At 57.8% G+C, this 17047-nt stretch carries 18 protein-coding genes; 13 read left to right on the forward strand and 5 right to left on the reverse strand.

The features are described from left to right. Window positions 1-13: 13 nt before the first annotated feature. Window positions 14-559 carry an NADPH-dependent FMN reductase gene (locus tag WMP96_RS02615; RefSeq protein ID WP_301715900.1) on the forward strand — a complete coding sequence of 182 codons (546 nt, stop codon included), beginning with the start codon at window positions 14-16 and terminating at the stop codon, window positions 557-559. Window positions 560-642: 83 nt separating this feature from the next. Here the strand turns inward: WMP96_RS02615 and WMP96_RS02620 are convergent, their stop codons facing one another. Then, on the reverse strand, window positions 643-2220 hold the full coding sequence (locus WMP96_RS02620; protein WP_301715899.1) for an aldehyde dehydrogenase family protein: 1578 nt from the start codon (window positions 2218-2220) through the stop codon (window positions 643-645). A 45-nt stretch (window positions 2221-2265) separates the two neighbouring features. Beyond that, a complete protein-coding gene (betT, locus tag WMP96_RS02625) occupies window positions 2266-4515 on the reverse strand; it encodes a choline BCCT transporter BetT (protein ID WP_340432116.1) in 2250 nt (749 codons plus the stop codon). A gap of 333 nt (window positions 4516-4848) precedes the next feature. Between betT and betA the strand changes: the two genes are divergently transcribed. Next, a complete protein-coding gene (betA, locus tag WMP96_RS02630; RefSeq protein ID WP_248099306.1) occupies window positions 4849-6624 on the forward strand; it encodes a choline dehydrogenase in 1776 nt (591 codons plus the stop codon). Between the two features lie 179 nt (window positions 6625-6803). Then, window positions 6804-6923, forward strand: a complete 120-nt coding sequence (locus tag WMP96_RS02635; protein WP_301715897.1) for a chemotaxis protein — start codon at window positions 6804-6806, stop codon at window positions 6921-6923. A gap of 243 nt (window positions 6924-7166) precedes the next feature. On the opposite strand, the gene WMP96_RS02640 is transcribed toward WMP96_RS02635, so the two are convergent. The 3 genes from WMP96_RS02640 to WMP96_RS02650 form a co-directional block, all read right to left on the reverse strand. Further along, the gene (locus tag WMP96_RS02640) at window positions 7167-7412 is read right to left on the reverse strand and encodes a hypothetical protein (RefSeq protein ID WP_340432117.1); all 246 of its coding nucleotides are present in this window, start codon (window positions 7410-7412) and stop codon (window positions 7167-7169) included. 443 nt (window positions 7413-7855) lie between these two features. Further along, window positions 7856-9685: a hypothetical protein gene (locus WMP96_RS02645; RefSeq protein ID WP_340432118.1), complete on the reverse strand. Its 1830-nt coding sequence runs from the start codon at window positions 9683-9685 to the stop codon at window positions 7856-7858. Continuing rightward, entirely contained in the window at window positions 9685-10944 is a 1260-nt protein-coding gene (locus WMP96_RS02650; RefSeq protein ID WP_301715895.1) for an SWIM zinc finger family protein, read from the reverse strand. Before WMP96_RS02650 ends, WMP96_RS02645 begins: the two co-directional genes overlap by 1 nt. 316 nt (window positions 10945-11260) lie before the next feature. Between WMP96_RS02650 and WMP96_RS02655 the strand changes: the two genes are divergently transcribed. The 10 genes from WMP96_RS02655 (at window position 11261) to WMP96_RS02700 (ending at window position 17033) form a co-directional block, all read left to right on the forward strand. After that, on the forward strand, window positions 11261-11932 hold the full coding sequence (locus WMP96_RS02655; RefSeq protein WP_301715894.1) for a LysE family translocator: 672 nt from the start codon (window positions 11261-11263) through the stop codon (window positions 11930-11932). A gap of 136 nt (window positions 11933-12068) precedes the next feature. Continuing rightward, window positions 12069-12743 carry a LysE family translocator gene (locus tag WMP96_RS02660; RefSeq protein WP_023020320.1) on the forward strand — a complete coding sequence of 225 codons (675 nt, stop codon included), beginning with the start codon at window positions 12069-12071 and terminating at the stop codon, window positions 12741-12743. A gap of 9 nt (window positions 12744-12752) precedes the next feature. Continuing rightward, a complete protein-coding gene (locus WMP96_RS02665; protein ID WP_049358954.1) occupies window positions 12753-13082 on the forward strand; it encodes a YbjQ family protein in 330 nt (109 codons plus the stop codon). Beyond that, window positions 13075-14010 (forward strand): alpha/beta hydrolase family esterase, encoded by a 936-nt coding sequence (locus tag WMP96_RS02670; RefSeq protein WP_340432119.1) that lies wholly within the window; start codon window positions 13075-13077, stop codon window positions 14008-14010. The genes WMP96_RS02665 and WMP96_RS02670 overlap by 8 nt, the downstream gene beginning before the upstream one ends. A 35-nt stretch (window positions 14011-14045) precedes the next feature. Beyond that, on the forward strand, window positions 14046-14330 hold the full coding sequence (locus WMP96_RS02675; protein WP_301715892.1) for an RNA-binding S4 domain-containing protein: 285 nt from the start codon (window positions 14046-14048) through the stop codon (window positions 14328-14330). Then, the gene (locus WMP96_RS02680) at window positions 14331-15158 is read left to right on the forward strand and encodes a VOC family protein (RefSeq protein ID WP_301715891.1); all 828 of its coding nucleotides are present in this window, start codon (window positions 14331-14333) and stop codon (window positions 15156-15158) included. Window positions 15159-15163: 5 nt separating this feature from the next. After that, window positions 15164-15469, forward strand: a complete 306-nt coding sequence (locus WMP96_RS02685; RefSeq protein WP_301715890.1) for an MGMT family protein — start codon at window positions 15164-15166, stop codon at window positions 15467-15469. Further along, window positions 15466-15825: a DMT family transporter gene (locus WMP96_RS02690; protein WP_301715889.1), complete on the forward strand. Its 360-nt coding sequence runs from the start codon at window positions 15466-15468 to the stop codon at window positions 15823-15825. The genes WMP96_RS02685 and WMP96_RS02690 overlap by 4 nt, the downstream gene beginning before the upstream one ends. Next, the gene (locus WMP96_RS02695; RefSeq protein WP_023027792.1) at window positions 15822-16139 is read left to right on the forward strand and encodes a DMT family transporter; all 318 of its coding nucleotides are present in this window, start codon (window positions 15822-15824) and stop codon (window positions 16137-16139) included. Before WMP96_RS02690 ends, WMP96_RS02695 begins: the two co-directional genes overlap by 4 nt. 27 nt (window positions 16140-16166) lie before the next feature. Beyond that, window positions 16167-17033 carry a hypothetical protein gene (locus tag WMP96_RS02700; protein WP_239207794.1) on the forward strand — a complete coding sequence of 289 codons (867 nt, stop codon included), beginning with the start codon at window positions 16167-16169 and terminating at the stop codon, window positions 17031-17033. Window positions 17034-17047 lie beyond the last annotated feature (14 nt).

Here is a 17047-nt window from a genome sequence, read left to right on the forward strand (position 1 = left end):
AGAAGGTTCTCTTATGTCTCGTATCGGTATCATCATCGGTACCACCCGCGATAACTCGGCCGGCAAGGTAGTAGGTGAGTGGCTTTATGATCTTGCCCAGGGGCGCCAGGACGGGGTGGAGTACACCCTGCTGGACCTCAAGGAGTTTGATGTTCCACTGCTGACTACTGACGTCATTCCTGCCACCGCCAATAAGCAGTATGCAGATGAAAAGGTGCAGGCGTGGTCTGATGCAGTGGATGCCTGCGATGGTTTCGTATTTGTTACCCCGGAGTACAACCGCTCCGTGCCGGGTCCATTCAAGAATGCCTTCGACTGCTTGGCCGGGGAGTGGACCGGTAAGTCAGTCGCGTTCGCCGGTTACGGTCCAGCGGGCGCAATCCGCGGCGTGGAAGCATGGCGCACCATCGTGGTCAACTTCTCCATGCCGCAGCTGCGCAATCAGCTCGACTTCGGCTTCTTTACTGACTGGGCCGACGGCGAATTCCGCCCCGTGGATGCCAAGGTGGAACGCACCAATTCCTTGCTGGCCGAGCTGGAAGACGCCGTTTCCGCATAATCAGTTCGCGTTGGCCGCATACAAAAACCAGCCCCCGCGCTCTTTCTGAGCAGCGGGGGCTGACTTTTATATGGCCGGCTTAGTTACTGCAGGCCAAATTGATCCCAAGCGGCAGGGGAGAGGTTCTGGTACACGTGCTTGTGCTCCTGGTACTCGGCCAAGCCGGTGGGGCCAAGCTCGCGGCCGTTGCCGGACTGCTTGAAGCCGCCCCACTCTGCCTGCGGCAGGTACGGGTGGAAGTCGTTGATCCAGATGGTGCCATGACGCAGGGCACGGGCTACGCGCTCGGCGCGGCCGGCGTCGGAAGTGTAGACGGCGCCTGCCAGACCATATTCGGTGTCGTTGGCGATCTCGATGGCCTCCTCCTCGGTGGTGAAGGTCTCGATGGTCACGGTCGGGCCGAAGGCCTCGTCGTGGACACAGTCCATCTCGCGGGTAGCACCATCAATGATGGTCGGCAGGTAGTAGACACCAGCGCCCAAGTCGGTGGTGCCGGTGCCGTGCTGGCCATTGGTGTCCTCGCTGGTGGCGGCGCGGCCGCCGGTGAGGATCTTGGCGCCCTGCTCGCGAGCCTTGTCCACGTAGGCGGCGACCTTCTCGCGGTGTTCAGCGGAGATGAGCGGGCCGGTTTCGGCCTTGTCATCGGTCGGGCCACCGATCTTGATCTTATTGGCGCGCTCTACCAGGGCATCGACGAACTTATCATGCAGGGACTCTTCTACGACGATGCGGGAGCCTGCGGAGCAGACCTGGCCGGAGTGGAAGAAGGCGCCATTGAGGGCGTTGTCCACGGCGACGTCGAAATCGGCATCGGCGAAAATGACGTTCGGGTTCTTGCCGCCGAGCTCGAGCGCGGTGCGCTTGACGGTCTCCGCCGCATTCTTGGCGATGATCTTGCCGGTGACCAGGCCACCGGTGAAGGAGACCATGTCCACGTCCGGGTGCTGGGAGAGCGGGTTGCCGCAGTTAGCGCCCGCACCGGTGATGAGGTTGCCCACGCCGTCCGGCAGACCGCACTCCTTGAGGGCGGCCATGAGCAGCATCGCGGTGTGTGGGGTGAGCTCTGCCTGCTTGAGGACGAAGGTATTGCCGGCGGCCAGGGCCGGTCCGACCTTCCAGGAGACTTGCAGCAGCGGGTAGTTCCATGGGGTAATCAGGCCGCAGACGCCGACGGGCTCGGCATCGATGCGGGAGCGCAGGTTGGGATCCTGCGGGTCGACTACGCGACCGGCTTGGTGCTGGGCCAGGGTGCCGAAGTACTCGAAGGCGTTGGCGATGTCATCCATATCGCCCAGAGATTCCTCGTAGCGCTTGCCGGTATCGGCGGACTCGGCCTGCGCGAAAAGCTCCTTGTGCTCACGGATGAAATCGGCCACGCGGATAACCAGCTTGCCGCGCTCGGCGGACGGGGTATTGGCCCATTCGCCGTTATCGAAGGTTTCACGGGCAACCTTGATGGCGCGCTCGGTGTCCTCGTCGGATGCCTCGGAGACTAGACCGACGGTGGAACCATCGGCCGGGCAGATGATGGTGCGGGTTTCGCCGCTCTGGGCGGCTTCCCACTTACCGTTGATGAACAGGGACTTCGGGGCGCCATCAGCATGCACGCCCTTCAGCAGCTCGGACTGGGTGGGGTCGAACAAAGTGTTCTGGGTGCTCAAGTGAAAAGCAACCTTTCTCTCATAGAGGTAGTTGTAGTGGCCAGCTTAGCTATCTTCGCGCCAGGTGCGCTCGGGCTCGGCACCATCGGAGACATCGGAGTCGCCCGGCTGGGTCTGCTGCATATAGAGGAAGGCCAAGTGGCGCTCATAAAGATCCAGCACATTGTTAATGATTTGGTTCTCGGAATAGCCGTAGACGTCATAGCCCAGCGAACCGGTCATATCGTAGACCTCGAGGCGGTAGTACTCGTCGCCCTCGCCCGCGCTGAAATCGGGGCGCTCGGCCGCGACCGGGAAGAGCTGGTAGCGGAACATGCGCTCATTGTGCAGCTTTACTTCTAGGTCGAGCTGGGGCAGTTCGACGTCGGGAAGCTCGCTGGTGAGCAAGATGGCATCGTAGCCGCGGGTACGCATGTGGGTAGCAACCTGCTCCAAGGCGTAGGTGGCGGTATCGCGCAGGTAAGTATCCATCTCCTTCTTGGAAGGGAAGGTATTGGCGCGGTCGAGGCGGTTCTTCCACAGGTTGGAATCCGAAGGCTCGCGCTCGGTACGGGAGGAAATCACGCCATGCATAGCGGTGGTGCGGGCCTCGCGCTGCACGTTTTCAAGGCGTAGCGACTTCCACAGGGAGAACATGATGAGGTAGACCACGAAGGCAAAGGGCAGGCCCATCACGACGGTCGCGGACTGCACGGTGGCGATGCCATCGATCTGCAGCAGCGCCAGGGTCAGCGCACCCACGGTTACGGACCAGAAGATGCGCAGCCAGCGTGCGCCATCCTGGCGGTTATCGGTGATGCGAGAGGTGAAGTTGGACATCACCAGCGCGCCGGAGTCGGCCGAAGTGATGTAGAGCAGCAGGCCAATAAAGGTGGTCAAGAAGATGACGATGCTAGATCCGGGGAACTCATGCAGCATGTCGTAGAAGCCTTGCTCTGGCACGTTAATCGCGTTCTCGGCGAATTCGGGGTAGTCACCGGAGCGGACCATGTCCAAGGCAGTGTTACCAAAGAAGGACATCCACATCAGGATGAATAGGAATGGGAAGGTCAGGGTGCCGAAGATGAACTGGCGCAGGGTGCGGCCGCGGGAGATGCGGGCCAGGAAGAGGCCGACGAAGGTCGCCCAGGCGATCCACCATGCCCAGAAGAAGAGGGTCCAGGACTGCATCCAGGTATCTACGTTGGCTTGGTCTTCGGCGAAGGCGAAGGTCTCCATGGTCCAAGATGGGAATTTTGCGACGTAGTCACCGATATTGGTCACGATGGCATCGAAGAGGTAGGCGGTCTTGCCAAAGACCACGACGTAGACCATCAGCGCGATGGCCAAATAGACGTTGAGCTCGGAGAGGAAGCGAATGCCCTTATCGACGCCGGATACAGCCGACAGCGTGGCAATGGCCACCGCAATAATGATGAGGGCGGACTGCAAGCCAAGGCCCTGCTCGATGCCGAAGATGAGGTGGAAGCCATAGGACAGCTGCACCACGCCGATGCCCAGGGAGGCGGTCACACCGAAGACGGTGCCCAACATGGCGGCGATGTCTACCGCGGAGCCGATAGGACCGTGCACGCGCTTGACGATGAGCGGGTAGAGCGCGGAGCGGATAGCCAGCGGCATGTTCAGGCGGTAGGCAAAGTAGCCAAAGGCCATGCCCATAAGTGCATAAAGCGCCCAGCCGGTGAGGCCATAGTGGAACATGGCATAGACCACGGCTTCCTTGGCGGCCTCCATGGTTTCGCCGTCACCGACCGGTGGCTGCATGTACATGGTGACCGGCTCGGCCACGGCGAAGAACATGAGGTCCACGCCGATGCCAGCGGCAAAGAGCATGGACGCCCAGGAGAAGGTATTAAATTTCGGCCGCGAGTGGTCCGGTCCGAGGCGGATATTGCCGGCATTGGAAAAGGCAATATAGAGCACGAAGACCACGGCGATGGTGGCGGTGAGAACGTAGAACCAGCCAAGGTTGTGGCCGATCCAGCCGGTCACACTGGCGAGGGTTTCTGCCGCGGAATCGCGGCCGAGCCCGGCATAGAGCGCCATGGCAATAATGAGGACGCCAGAGATGATAAATACCGGCCAGTTTGTCTTGGGAGCAGGGACCTGATCCGCGCCTACGGCATCGCCGGTTTCGGCCTTGTAGCTGCCGACGAGGGCGCGGACTTGGTAGCGCGGGCTGCGCTTCTTGGGCTCTCCAGAGGGGGTTGCGAGAGAGGTGTTTTTACCCCCTTCTTGGGGGTCTTTATGTGAAGTGAGAGACTCCTCAGGATTGTGAGGATCAAAGTTAGCCATCTACTTCTCCTATTGCTGGTTGTTTTGGGCCGAATCTTTCGCACGAGTGCCCCAAAATGCTCACAAGATCGCAGGGAGAGATAGGTGAGTGAAATGAATCATATTCGGGCGAACTATGCGCAAAGACTGCGGATTTCATCTCCAGAGAAATCCATCCGGACAAGGTAAATATACATTAAGATGGGCAAACTTCTAGCGGGATGTGTACTCTGGAGGCAGTGCCCGCACATAAGGCGATGTGAATAATCACAGACTTTTGTATAAATTACAATATTTTCACTTCCGGTGGGGCAATCTTGACGTGTGAAATATTTCACAGAAAGAAGGGGATTTATGGGTTTTATGGACAAGCTGACCAAGAAGCGTTCCGCTAAAAAGGTCACCGATGAAGTAAGCGACGTAGTCGTCGTTGGCGGTGGCTCCGCAGGCTCCGTCATCGCCGCACGCCTGACCGAAGACAAGAACACCCGCGTGCTGGTCCTTGAGGCTGGCCGCCCAGATTCCTTGTGGGATCTGTTCATTCACATGCCATCCGGCTTCTCTTTCCCAATCGGCGCAAAGAACTATGACTGGATGTATGAGTCCGATCCAGAGCCAGAGATGAACGGCCGCCGTGTCTACCATGCTCGCGGCAAGGTCCTTGGCGGATCTTCCTCCATCAACGGCATGATCTACCAGCGCGGTAACCCGATGGACTACGAGAAGTGGGGCCAGAACCCGGGCATGGAGAACTGGGACTTCGCCCACTGCCTGCCGTACTTCAACCGCATGGAAACCGCCGCTGCGGCTGAGCCAAACGATCCGCGCCGTGGCCACGATGGCCCGCTGTACCTCTCCCGCGGTCCGGCTACCTCCGAGCTCTTCCAGGCCCTGTTCAAGTCTGTGCAGGAAGCCGGCTACAACCTGACCAATGACGTCAATGGTTACCGCCAGGAAGGCTTCGCTCCGTTCGATCGCAATATTAAGAACGGCAAGCGTTGGTCCGCTGCCCGCGCCTACCTGTACCCCAACATGGATCGCGAGAACCTCGAGATCCGCACCCGCGCTTTCACCACCAAGATCCTCTTCGAGGGCCAGAAGGCCGTCGGCGTCGAGTATGAGTGGCAGGGCGGCGTTCACCGCGTCTACGCCGAGAAGATCGTGCTGTCCGCCGGTGCCATTAACACCCCGCAGCTGCTGGAAATTTCCGGCATTGGTGACCGTGAGATTCTGGAGAAGCACGGCATCGACGTCGTCAAGCACCTGCCAGGTGTGGGCGAGAACCTGCAGGACCACCTCGAGGTCTACATCCAGTATGAGACCACCAAGTCCACCGCATCCTCCCAGCCTTACCTGGATAAGTGGCGCTGGCCGTTCATGGGTCTGCAGTGGCTGCTGACCCACAAGGGCCCGGTTGCTACCTCCCACTTCGAAGGAGGCGGCTTCGTGCGCTCCAATGAGAACGAGGACTACCCGAACCTCATGTTCCACTTCCTGCCGATGGCCGTGCGTTATGACGGCCAGAAGGCGGACGTCAAGCACGGCTTCCAGTGGCACGTTGGCCCGATGTTCTCCGATACCAAGGGCCACGTTCACATCAAGAGCGCCGATATCCACGACAAGCCATCCATCCTCTTCAACTACCTGAAGACCGACCAGGACCGCCGCGAGTGGGTTGAGGCCGTACGCGTTGCCCGCTCCCTGCTGGATACCAAGGCCATGGAAGAGGTAGGTGCCCGCGAGTTCAGCCCGGGCCCGGATGTCCAGACCGACGAGGAGATCTTGGAGTGGGTCCGCAACGATGGGGAGACCGCGCTGCACCCATCCTGCACCGCCAAGATGGGTGCGGAGTCTGACCCGATGGCCGTGGTTAACCCAGACACCATGGGTGTATGGGGCGTCGAAGGCCTCTACATTGCGGATGCCTCCGTCTTCCCATCCGTGACCAACGGCAATATCTACGCCCCAACCATGATGGTGGGCGAGAAGGCTGCCGACCTCATCGCCGGCCGCACCCCGCTGGAGCCAAACTACGCCGAGTGGTACAAGGCTAAGCACGATATGCCGCTCTACGCTGAGGGCGAAGCAGTCCGCGATCACAAGCACTCCATCCAGGGCGCTGACCACTAAGCAGCCTCCCGCCCGATTGCTCTAGCGCCGCGTTTCCCATTCTTGGGGCGCGGCGCTTTTGCTTGCCGACGTCCCCTTGTTCCCACCGTCTCCCTAACGTCTAGGTAAGAGCCATGGTTTAATACCCTGGCAAGCGATTGCCCCAGTGAATCGAAGCGTCAGAGAAAAGGAGCCTGTGGATGCTAATTCTTATCGCGATGGTCATTTCTGTCTTAGCCGTTATCAAAAAGCTCGATGACATAGATAGGCACCTAAAGGAGCTGCTCGCTTCGCAAGAAGACGACGACGCACCGTGTTAAGTGCGTGGGTGGCCGAGCAGACGGTGAATGAGTCTCGAATTATGCGACTGCGAAAAGCCTATACCGAGCGTGAAACGCAATTTTCCCGCGATGTAGCTTAAGGCTATGGCTTCGTGGAGCAAAGTGCTCTCCGGGCATCAGTGCCAATGCTTTGTACGCAGAGCAGCCAGCACTGCCGACTTCGAAGACGCATCATGCCCAGCTGCCGGCGAAAAGAGTTAGTTGTTTAACTACTAGTTAGTTTTACTTAGCCACGGGTTCGACGTCTTGGAGCAGCGTTCGCGCGAGCGTCACAGTGCGCGCTGCTCCGGGTCTATCCGCAATCGCTCGGACACCAGTGAAATCTGAGATGTTAAGTTCCTCAGTCGGCACATTCGGCGCGAGCTTGTGCAAAGCTCGAAGGATTTCTAGGGAACCGGAGGGCAAACGGTTGGTTTCCTCCGCCTTCTCCGCAACGAACTTTGCATAGTCGAGTAGTAAAGGCCACACCAATGAGAGTTTTCCTTCTTCTGCCAGTGACTCAAGGAATGTGGCTTGCGCACCGATCCTGATCCCCGAAAGTGCCCACCTGCTGCTGCGTGCGCGCGGTGTGCCTGGAATTAGGAGGCCCCTTCTCCAAGCTGCATCAAGTGCATTCCAGCAGTTTTCCAGGTTGTCTGGATGCGCAAACACTGGTTCAGTCAGTAGTTCCATGGCTCGTGCTGGACCAAGTGGTTTCGCTTGTGAAGCCAACAGCCATAACCTTTCGGATGGCCATTGCGGAACCCACCACTTACTCTCACGAGCCTTGGGCTCGAAATCGAACGTTCCTGGGCGCAAGTCATGAATGTCGTTTGGATCCTCCGTATTCGTGAATGCGTGCTCCGGCCAGTGAGTCACGATCTGCTTATCTCTTTCCAGAGAACAAGGTTCTGCCCATTTGCAAAGATTCTCTATCCGTTTCTCACCCAATTCCTCCGCCAGGGGAAGGAAATATTCGGCATCATTAGTGCTCGCATTGGCAGGGACAACCGGCGCTGCATTGTGGAGCAATTTGCGGAGCAGTTCGGGGTGTCATCCCTAAGACGGCGGACTGCCGCTTCTAGGTCATATAAATCGAGCGCTATTCCAGCTTTCTTGAACTCGTCGATTCTTGCTTCAAGAAGCGAATACGATACAGTGCCGTCGACGCGATCAGGCGTAGATAAGAGCCTCGAGACCTTACCTGCTCTCTGGAAAACCATTCCCTGTGGCGTTCTACGAACTCCTATATCTTCGCCACGAGAAAATTGGTACGCACCCTCTAGCCCGTAATGCGCAATAGGTTCACTGGCACCTACCAGCGCAAGGCACGCCTCCTTAATATTATGTGACGCTAGTTCGAGGGTTTCTGCATAAAGCTTGTCAAAGAGTAGGCCGTCATCTAGATCCCGCCGTACTATTTTTGCCGCGAGCTGGGTTAGGCGTTCTGGCGAGGTACCGGTGGGAGAATATGACGCAATTTTCCACAACTGTGGTGCGGCAATCCAGGTTAACATTCCAGATTCACCGTAGTTAGCACCGGTGGAGTGATCGATTCCCCAGGCAGATCGAAGTTTCTCGGTTTCAGCGTGCAATTGTGGATGATCGTCTGCTTCGCCTGCAATATCGACAGCGGAAAGACACTCCTTTTGGGTCTGTGTGCTTAAAGAGCGCTTTGCTAATGCGCGGCACGTTGCGATTTTGAGGGCTCTCGAATTAAACAGCATTCCTTGGAGCACTAGTTCCGCGAGCTTTCCCTCTTCTACTGTCTCTACATAGTGAATAAGGCAACGCTTGGCCAAATGTGGGTTCTTACGGAATAGCGCAGGAATTAATTCAGCGCTCCATTTGTCCAATTCTTCATCTTGGATACCCAAAACGTCAATGAGAAACTTTGCAGATTCCTTTACTTCGTCGCTCTTTGAAGCTGCGCAGTGAGTGTGAATGGTCTTTGTTAGCTCGGCCGACCTAGTCTCTGGGAACGCTTCTCGAAGGAAGGTGCGGGATTCGGGTGTGGACATTTCTTGGAAGGCCCGCCGTGCGTGGTGCAGAGATGACGCCATGAGTTCACTCTCTCGAAAAAAGAAGAGAGAATCGGAAATTTCAGGCAAAACTCGACAATCAGCATGTCCCACACGACGGATCCGACTCACTGGAGAAGTAGCAACGCCGTGACGGCGAAAGTATTCCGCTGCCCACAGCTCTAGGGTTGATTCCCGATACATCTCGGCCAACGGGGCAACCTCGCCTCCGTTGAGTATTTTTGCTGGATCGCAGCCGCGGGACAGCAAGGCGAGCATGACCAAAGGATCAGCGATTCGCAGCCATTCAATCTCTCCCGCGACGATGAGGTCTGCGAGGTTGTCGATCAGAGAATTCTCGTACCCAGATGGGCATAAAGATAATGGCACTGCGAACCATTCATGGCGCACACTTGGGGCGCAAGAAAATGGCTGTTTAGGTATCCCGGCTCGAAGCATGAATACCCACAGAGAGAAAGCGTCTCGGGGATTGAGAAAATCCAGTGCCTCACCGTGGTTGTTCTCCATCCGTTCAGAGGGTGCCCACACTTGTCCTTCGATGACATGACAGTCGGCAAGGCTTAGAGCCTTGTCCCCATAGCCGAAGCTGTTGTCGACCAACTCATGAAGCTGAGAATCCCCAGTATCAAGAGTAAACAAGTCCTCGAATGGGCTATCAAACCAGCCCAGCTGCCGTAGGCATGCCAGCGCCATTTCTTGTGTCGCATTGGCGTGAAGCATTATTCGTCCCCCTTCGCGGCTCGCTTCGCAACAAGAATATGCTTACACGGTCCTTGTTTGCCGGTGGTGTGGACAAACCATGCGCAAGTGCAGGTATCGCTTTCAACATTGACTCGGTATATCACACCAGCCTCTCCAGCAGATTCGACAAGAGCTAGAGCTGGGCTCGACCACTCTACGTGCATGTCTTGTCCTAGTCCGCGCAATCGCGGATTGCGGACCTGAAGTGATTTCGAATCCATTGGCAATTCTCGATGAAAGTAGGTGCGGGTGCGCAGATCGAACCCCATCACTCCGTGCGCTGCTAGGTGATTTAATGACTCGGTAGGCTGGAACCCAGTGCGAAAGCCCAGCTGTTGATGGTTCAAAGATTGTGATACGTCATCAAGGTATGCGCCCCTCGATGCCCAGCTCCGCATCATTCGTTGTGTTAGAGAGACGACTAGCCATCCACAAGGGAGACCGAGTTCTACGCTGAATGCCCCATCTTCGTCTGCATAAATCCGAAAAGTTTCGATCTGTCCTAATAGACGACGAAGGGGATACAGTCGACGAAGCGCTGTGAGCTTCGTCCCTGCTCTCTTGGGAACCTTAGACAATTCAATCCCACTCGGAGCAAGCGATAACCACGCTACAGGTGCGCTCGAAGAAATAAGAGTGCTAGCACCCCTCTGAGCTGCAGTACCCTTTAAATCGCAAACAATGTCCATACGTTGGCGCACAACTGCCATATTTCCCAGTGCATTGACCCAGCGGTTGGGAAGTGAAACCTTTCGCTCGCTGTGGTTGTGTGTCTTCGTACTGAGTTGTACACCGCTGCTACGAGCTTCAACTCGCAAAGGATTATGCGTGTCTGCCTTGCTTAGCAGCGCAACCACTGCGGGATTTAGGTCGACATTCGTGGTTCCTAACCCAATTTCTGCTCCATCAGTACAACGTTCTGGAACAACGAGTTCTACACCTGTGCTTACTCCCCCAGAAAATCCTTCAATACGCAGGCAATCGTTATGAGCGCTGAATATTGGATCCCGCAACGACGGAGGTGTCGAGACATCAACATCTGAAGTCACCAGCTCCATTACGGTCTGCAATGCCAAGCTGAAACTGCGGGGGTGTGTAATAAATCCATCAAAGAAATTAGGGGATAGGTCCAGCCCATGTGGAGTAAGACCTGCTGCCAACTCGAGCGAAAGAATCGAATCTTGTATCTGCCATTGGCTGGAAGCAGCGAAAGACCGCTCTAAAACCTGCGTCACCATAAGTATTAGTATTTCACTCTCACCGCAGTTTTGAAGTGTTCCAGGATTGGCTCCCATTTTTTCTTCGGAAGGATAAGGCACTATGGCAAAGGCCAAAGAACAAAACCCAGGGCACTGCATGGCGTACTAAGAATTGGTGTACTCAGGGCAATGTTCGTTTCTGTATAGAAGGTGAACCTTCGTTAGAGGGCCATGAGCTGATCGGCTAATATCCCGTTCTTGGCAAAAGCCTGATCAGTTTTCGGTACTGCAGTTATTGCTGCCGAGAACAAATACTTTTCAATTGCTCGATTGTAGAAGGAGCCCGTATCCACAAATGTCCGCTTCCGCCTTGCCAACACTCATGGGCGTGTGGGTTGCCGTATTGGTCGTGCCCGGGCCTGATTTGGTGCAGGTCATCCGTGTGGCCCCGAGGTCTACCCGCGCCGGGGTGATGTGTGCCTTAGGAGTGTGCAGCGGCACCGTCGTGTGGGTGACTGCTTCATTGGCTGGCCTTTCGGCGGTGATTGCCGCGCGGCCGAGCGTGTTGGGCGCGCTGCAACTCATTGGCGGGCTATTCCTTATTTATATGGGTGTATCTTCGGTTCGTTCCGGTTTCGCCTCCCGCCGCGCACCTACGGTGGTGGTGGGCACTGAGGAGTATACGGAGCAGGCCATCGCGGCCGGCAGCATTAATGACATGACTGGGTGGCGCGCCTATAAGCTCGGGGTGGTTACGAACCTGTCCAATCCGAAAGCGCTCGTATTCTTTGGTGCGGTTTTCGCGCAGTTTATTCGCCCCGATATGTCGCCCACGTGGACCGTTGCGGTGGCGGTGATCCTCTTGGCGATGTCCTTGACGTGGTTTTCTACCATCGCTTTCATTGTGCGCGCGGCATCGCGTTGGATTGCGCATCATTCCGCGGCCATCGATATCGTTTCGGGTCTTATCTTTGCGGTGCTGGGACTCGTTATGGCGGTGGAGGGCATCATCGAGCTCTTTGGTTAGTGCAGGTGGCGGATTTCTATAAAAGAGTTGATATAGGAGCTACCTAAATCACAGGACTTACCTGTTTCGCTGCAGGTGAGAGCGTCCTTATAGTGGCATGCGTTGATCCAATGGCATGCGAGTATGGAGGTGTTAGGTGGCTATTAGCGCCCTCGTGACCCTGATGGGCGTGTGGTTCGCGGCGATGGCCTCGCCGGGCCCAGACGTAGTGCAAATCATTCGCTTAGGTGCGCGTTCTACGCGCGCAGCCGTATGGGCGGCGCTTGGTAGTACCACCGGCCTTACCATTTGGACCGTGGCCTCCTTGGCGGGGTTGTCCGCGCTGATTTCTGCGCACCCTGGGATCCTCGTGGTGCTGCAGGTTCTCGGTGGCTGTTACCTGCTGTGGATGGCCTATACCGCCATTACCGGTGGCATCAAGGAGCGTCGCGCGCCCGCAACCGTCGTGGGCACCGAAACCCGCGCCCCGCAGCCGCGCGGGTTTACACCGGACGGCATCATCAAGGCGGGCACTGCCTATCGCATGGGATTTATCTGCGATCTTTCGAACCCCAAGGTGGTCATCTTCTTTGGCGCCATCTTTGCCAATTTCATTGATCCCGGCATGGGCATCGGCGCCAATCTCATGGTGGGTGCCGTACTGATTCTGGAAAGCCTCGTGCTTTTTGTCGGCGTGGCTTTAAGTACCCGCGCGGTTTCGAAGTGGATGGCTAAGAACTCCGCCTGGGTGGATATTGTCAGCGGCGTGGTCTTCCTCTTGCTCGGTGTCATCATCCTTTTTGAGGGCGTGCGTGGACTTATAGCCATGTAATCTGGGGCCATGATTTTTACCACTACCAATACCGTTGATGGTTATGAGATTACGGACTATATCCGCATTATCGCCGGGGAAACCGTCATCGGTATTAATATGCTGAAGGATTTCGGGGCATCCATCCGCAATATCACCGGTGGGCGCTCCGCCGGGTACGAGAGCGAGGCCATCAAGGCACGCGAGGCGGCACTCGATGAATTGTGGCGTCGCGGTCAGGAGCTCGGGGCCGATGGTGTGGTGGGCATCGCCTTCGATTATTCGCCCATGGGGACGTCGAATGACATGCTGATGGTCACGGCCACCGGCACGGCGGTGAAGCTGCGCGCTCGTGATTAAAATCGGCAAGAAAACACTGGCCCTGTGCGCTGGGTTATGCGCGGCAGCCGGACTCATGGCGGGGTGCGAGGAAGAACCGCCGTTGCCGGGCAGCGTGCCGAATGAATCGCAAGGCGCGGCCGATGGCTATATCACCACGCTGCCGGACCAGGGCACAACGGCTAATGGCCGATACCAGATCATTAACCTGCAAAATAACCGCAGCTTTGTGGTCCACGTACCGTTTAATGCGGATAAGCACCACCGCCTGCCCGTGGTCGTGGCGATGCACGGCTATGAGATGGACGCCGGCAATATGTTCAAAGGAACCGAATTATCCCAGGGCGATGCCATTACCGTCTTTGTCCAAGGTGCGGGCAAGGCGTGGGCACCGGCGCCCTATGCGGTGACCAGCTTGGAAGAAGATCTCAAATACGTGGATGACACGATTGATTTCGTCCGCCGCCATTATCCCGCCACGGACACCACCTATGGCGTGGGCTTTTCCAATGGCGGCGGATTCGCCCGCGCGGTGACGTGCAAGCGGCCGGGCCTATTCGATGCGGTGGCCACGGTCTCGGCGGCAAAATATGACCGCGTGGAGAAAGACTGCGCCAGCGAACCCACCGATTACCTAGATATCCACGGCACCGAGGATGTGCTGATGAAATATGGCGGTGGGCGCCAGCACGGTGCGCACTACCACTCGGTCAAAAAATCACTACGCGGGATTGCGAAAGAGAATGGGTGCAATCCGTTTCCAAAGAGGCGTCGGAAAGAAGCAGTGGAGCACTTTACCTGGCGGGTATGTGATGCACGCACCGAGCAGTACACCATCCACGGCGGCACGCACACGTGGAACGGTGGGGCCACGGACCATTCCGGCCTAGTCAAGGCAGAATGGACCACCGATACGGTGCTGGAATTCTTCCATATTGCCCACCCGTAGTCAGCGCAGCGCGCGGGCTGGGTAAGCTGGGCGGCATGCTAGACATTCCTATCAACGGCGATTCCATCAAATTGGGTCAGTTCATCAAGCTGGCCAGCTTGGTGGCTACCGGCGGCGAGGCCAAGGAACTCATCGCGGAAGGCGTGGTTACGGTCAATGGCGAGCCCGAAACGCGCCGGGGCGTCACGCTCCACCCGGGTGACGAAGTGTGCATCGAGGATGCCTGCGCACGGGTGGGCGAGCCGGACGATGACGATGATTACTTTGACGAGGCCACGGCCGATGATGACTTTGATCCGGAAAAGTGGAGGAATATGTAGATGCCAGCATTCGAAGCTGAAGTGGGCATGCCCTACTGGATTGACCTGACCACCTCGGATCCGCGCAAGTCCGCGCGCTTCTACGAGGAAGTCCTGGGGTGGGAGATTTCCGCCGAGTCCGCGGAGGAAAAGCCCTATCAGATGGCGCGTCTGCAGGGCCTGCCCATCGCCGGGCTTATCCCGCAGCCGGAAGAGGCACCCATGCCGGATACCTGGGTGACCTACTTCCTCTCCAAGGACATTGCGGGCGATTGCCAGCGCGCCGAGAGCCTAGGCGGGCGCATCCTGGTGCAGCCGCAGCAAGTGCAGCTAGGTCATATGGCCTTGCTTGCCGACGCCGCCGGCGGCATGTTCGGCCTCATCCAGCCCGCCGGCCCAGAACACTTTGTCGCTGCCGGCGAGCCCGGCACCCCGGTATGGCACGAGCTCACCGCAACCTCGGGTTTCCAGCGCGCAATGGACTTTTATGGAGAGCTTTTCAATTGGGAAATTCGCGCCATGCAGTCCGAGGATGAGAACTTCATTTACGCCACCGCGGAAGAAGACGGTGCGCCCTTTGCTGGCCTGTGGAACGCCGAGGGCCAGTTCCCGCCCCAGGTGCCGAGCTTCTGGCAGACCTACTTGGGCGTGCGCGATATCGACGCCGCTGCGAAGAAGGCCGTGGAACTAGGCGGCGAGGTCATCCGCGAACCATGGGATTCGCCCTTTGGCCGCATGTGCCTATTGGCCGATTCCACCGGTGCGACCATCACCCTCACCGAGGTCGACGACGCCCCTGAAGAGGAGCCGACCGAAGCGGATGACGTGCTGGGGCTCGACCCGCAGTAATCGCGATGAGTGAGTCGCCACTGGTCAAGCGCGTATTGGCGGTCGTGGCCGTGATTCCACCCGGCAACGTCACCTCCTATGGTGAGGTGGCTAAGGTGGCCGGTTGCGGCGCGCGCAATGTCGGTACCGTGTTAAAGCGCCACGGTGCCGGTACTGCCTGGTGGCGCGTGGTCCGCGCCGATGGCACCTCTCATGATCCCGTCCGTGCGAAGGACTACTGGGACCGGGAGGCAATCGCCCACGCTGGCGGCCGCGTTAAGATGCACGAGCACGGAATCGACGCCCGCGAATTACAGGAGTTGATGGAGTGAGGGCCTGGGTCATCCTTTTTCTCGCGATTGCGAGCGAAGTCGTGGGTACCATCGCGCTGAAATACGCCGTGGACAATTTCTGGATCTACGGTGTAGCAGCCCTCTGCTTCATTCTTGCCTTCGTGCTCCTGCACCGCGTCATGCAAGAAGGCGTCAACGTGGGTGTAGCCTACGGCCTCTGGGCATCCGGCGGAGTAATTTCCACCGCGCTGCTTTCCGCCGCGCTATTTGGTGAGTCGCTCGGAGCAGTAAAACTCGCTGGCATCGCGCTCATTATGGCCGGCGTATTCTGCGTGGAAATGGGCGCTAAACCAGACGAGGATGAAGACCGCACGGTGGAGGTGGCACCGCAATGATCTGGTTTCTGCTTTTCCTCGCTACCGCCATTGAGGTCACCGGCACGCTGTGCCTGCGCATGTCCGCGGTGACCGGTCGTCGTTTCTGGGTTGTGCTCGTCGCCCTGTGTTATGTCAGTGCCTATGGGTTTTTGGCGCTCGTGCTTAAGGCCGGTATGGACCTGGGCGTGGCTTATGGCATCTGGGCTGCCACTGGTGTCGCGCTTACCGCCGTCGCCTCATATCTCCTATTCAAGGAGCCATTCACCTGGCTAAAATCCCTCGGCGTGGTTCTGATCGTCGGAGGAGTGCTGCTGGTAGAAGCTGGTGCGTAGCACCTGCAGGGGCGCTATTATATTTTCATGATGAAAAAGCTGGCGGTAGGTTCCCTGGTTACCGCACTCTCCCTCGCAATCGCCCCTGCCGCCCAGGCTGTCACCCTCGATCCGCACGCCGTGCCCGCGCGCACCCAGATCACCGTCCAGCATGATTCTGGCGCGACTGTCTCCACCGCTAACGCCCATGAGTCTCGCCCCGCACTGTCTTTGAGCAAGCTCTACTTGGGCTATTGGGTCCTAAAATACGGTGCGCCGGCCGACAAAGCCCGCGTGGAGCACATGATCCGCGTCAGCGATGACAACGTGGCTACCGACTTGGATCGCCGCTACCCGCAAGCCATCCCCAGCACCATCCACGAGTTTGGACTGCGCGAAACGCACTACACCGGGTATTGGGGAACGACCACTACGTCCACCGAGGACGTAGCGCGTTTTACCTCGCGTATTCAGCACGATCCCATTGCCGCACCCATCATGACCGGCATGGCTAACGCCGCCCCTGTGGCTGCCGATGGCTACCGCCAAGATTTTGGTACCTCACGAATTCCGGGCGTTATCGGTACCAAGTTTGGCTGGTCCGATAATCGCCGCATCCATGCCTCGGTATCCACCGCCCCTGGATTTACCGTAGCCGCCAATACCTACGGTGACGCGGGCACTCATACCGCAGATGTCACCCGGGCCGTACATAATGACCCAGGCGCACTACCCGCAGCGGGCGGTTCTAGCCAAGCTATTGGCGCGCGCATCGAACGCGATTTGAATCTACAAGGCCCCGCGCGACAGGCCGTCCGCGATGCCACCCGCACGGCAGCGAGCTACGAGCGTCAAGCCTGCGCGAGCGCGAACCAGGCATTGGCGCAGGTAACGCCGATGCGTGTGTGCAACTAGGACTTGCGGAGATC

The sequence above is a fragment of the Corynebacterium sp. KPL4035 genome, from assembly GCF_037908325.1.
Taxonomy (GTDB): Bacteria; Actinomycetota; Actinomycetes; order Mycobacteriales; family Mycobacteriaceae; genus Corynebacterium; species Corynebacterium kefirresidentii.

Excerpts from the sequence above, each read along its gene's own strand:
- WMP96_RS02615 (WP_301715900.1), top strand. The coding sequence starts at position 14 with ATGTCTCGTATCGGTATCATCATCGGTACCACCCGCGATAACTCGGCC.
- betT (WP_340432116.1), bottom strand. The coding sequence starts at position 4,515 with ATGGCTAACTTTGATCCTCACAATCCTGAGGAGTCTCTCACTTCACAT.
- betA (WP_248099306.1), top strand. The coding sequence starts at position 4,849 with ATGGGTTTTATGGACAAGCTGACCAAGAAGCGTTCCGCTAAAAAGGTC.
- WMP96_RS02635 (WP_301715897.1), top strand. The coding sequence starts at position 6,804 with ATGCTAATTCTTATCGCGATGGTCATTTCTGTCTTAGCCGTTATCAAA.
- WMP96_RS02645 (WP_340432118.1), bottom strand. The coding sequence starts at position 9,685 with ATGCTTCACGCCAATGCGACACAAGAAATGGCGCTGGCATGCCTACGG.
- WMP96_RS02650 (WP_301715895.1), bottom strand. The coding sequence starts at position 10,944 with ATGGTGACGCAGGTTTTAGAGCGGTCTTTCGCTGCTTCCAGCCAATGG.
- WMP96_RS02655 (WP_301715894.1), top strand. The coding sequence starts at position 11,261 with ATGTCCGCTTCCGCCTTGCCAACACTCATGGGCGTGTGGGTTGCCGTA.
- WMP96_RS02665 (WP_049358954.1), top strand. The coding sequence starts at position 12,753 with ATGATTTTTACCACTACCAATACCGTTGATGGTTATGAGATTACGGAC.
- WMP96_RS02675 (WP_301715892.1), top strand. The coding sequence starts at position 14,046 with ATGCTAGACATTCCTATCAACGGCGATTCCATCAAATTGGGTCAGTTC.
- WMP96_RS02680 (WP_301715891.1), top strand. The coding sequence starts at position 14,331 with ATGCCAGCATTCGAAGCTGAAGTGGGCATGCCCTACTGGATTGACCTG.
- WMP96_RS02685 (WP_301715890.1), top strand. The coding sequence starts at position 15,164 with ATGAGTGAGTCGCCACTGGTCAAGCGCGTATTGGCGGTCGTGGCCGTG.
- WMP96_RS02695 (WP_023027792.1), top strand. The coding sequence starts at position 15,822 with ATGATCTGGTTTCTGCTTTTCCTCGCTACCGCCATTGAGGTCACCGGC.
- WMP96_RS02700 (WP_239207794.1), top strand. The coding sequence starts at position 16,167 with ATGATGAAAAAGCTGGCGGTAGGTTCCCTGGTTACCGCACTCTCCCTC.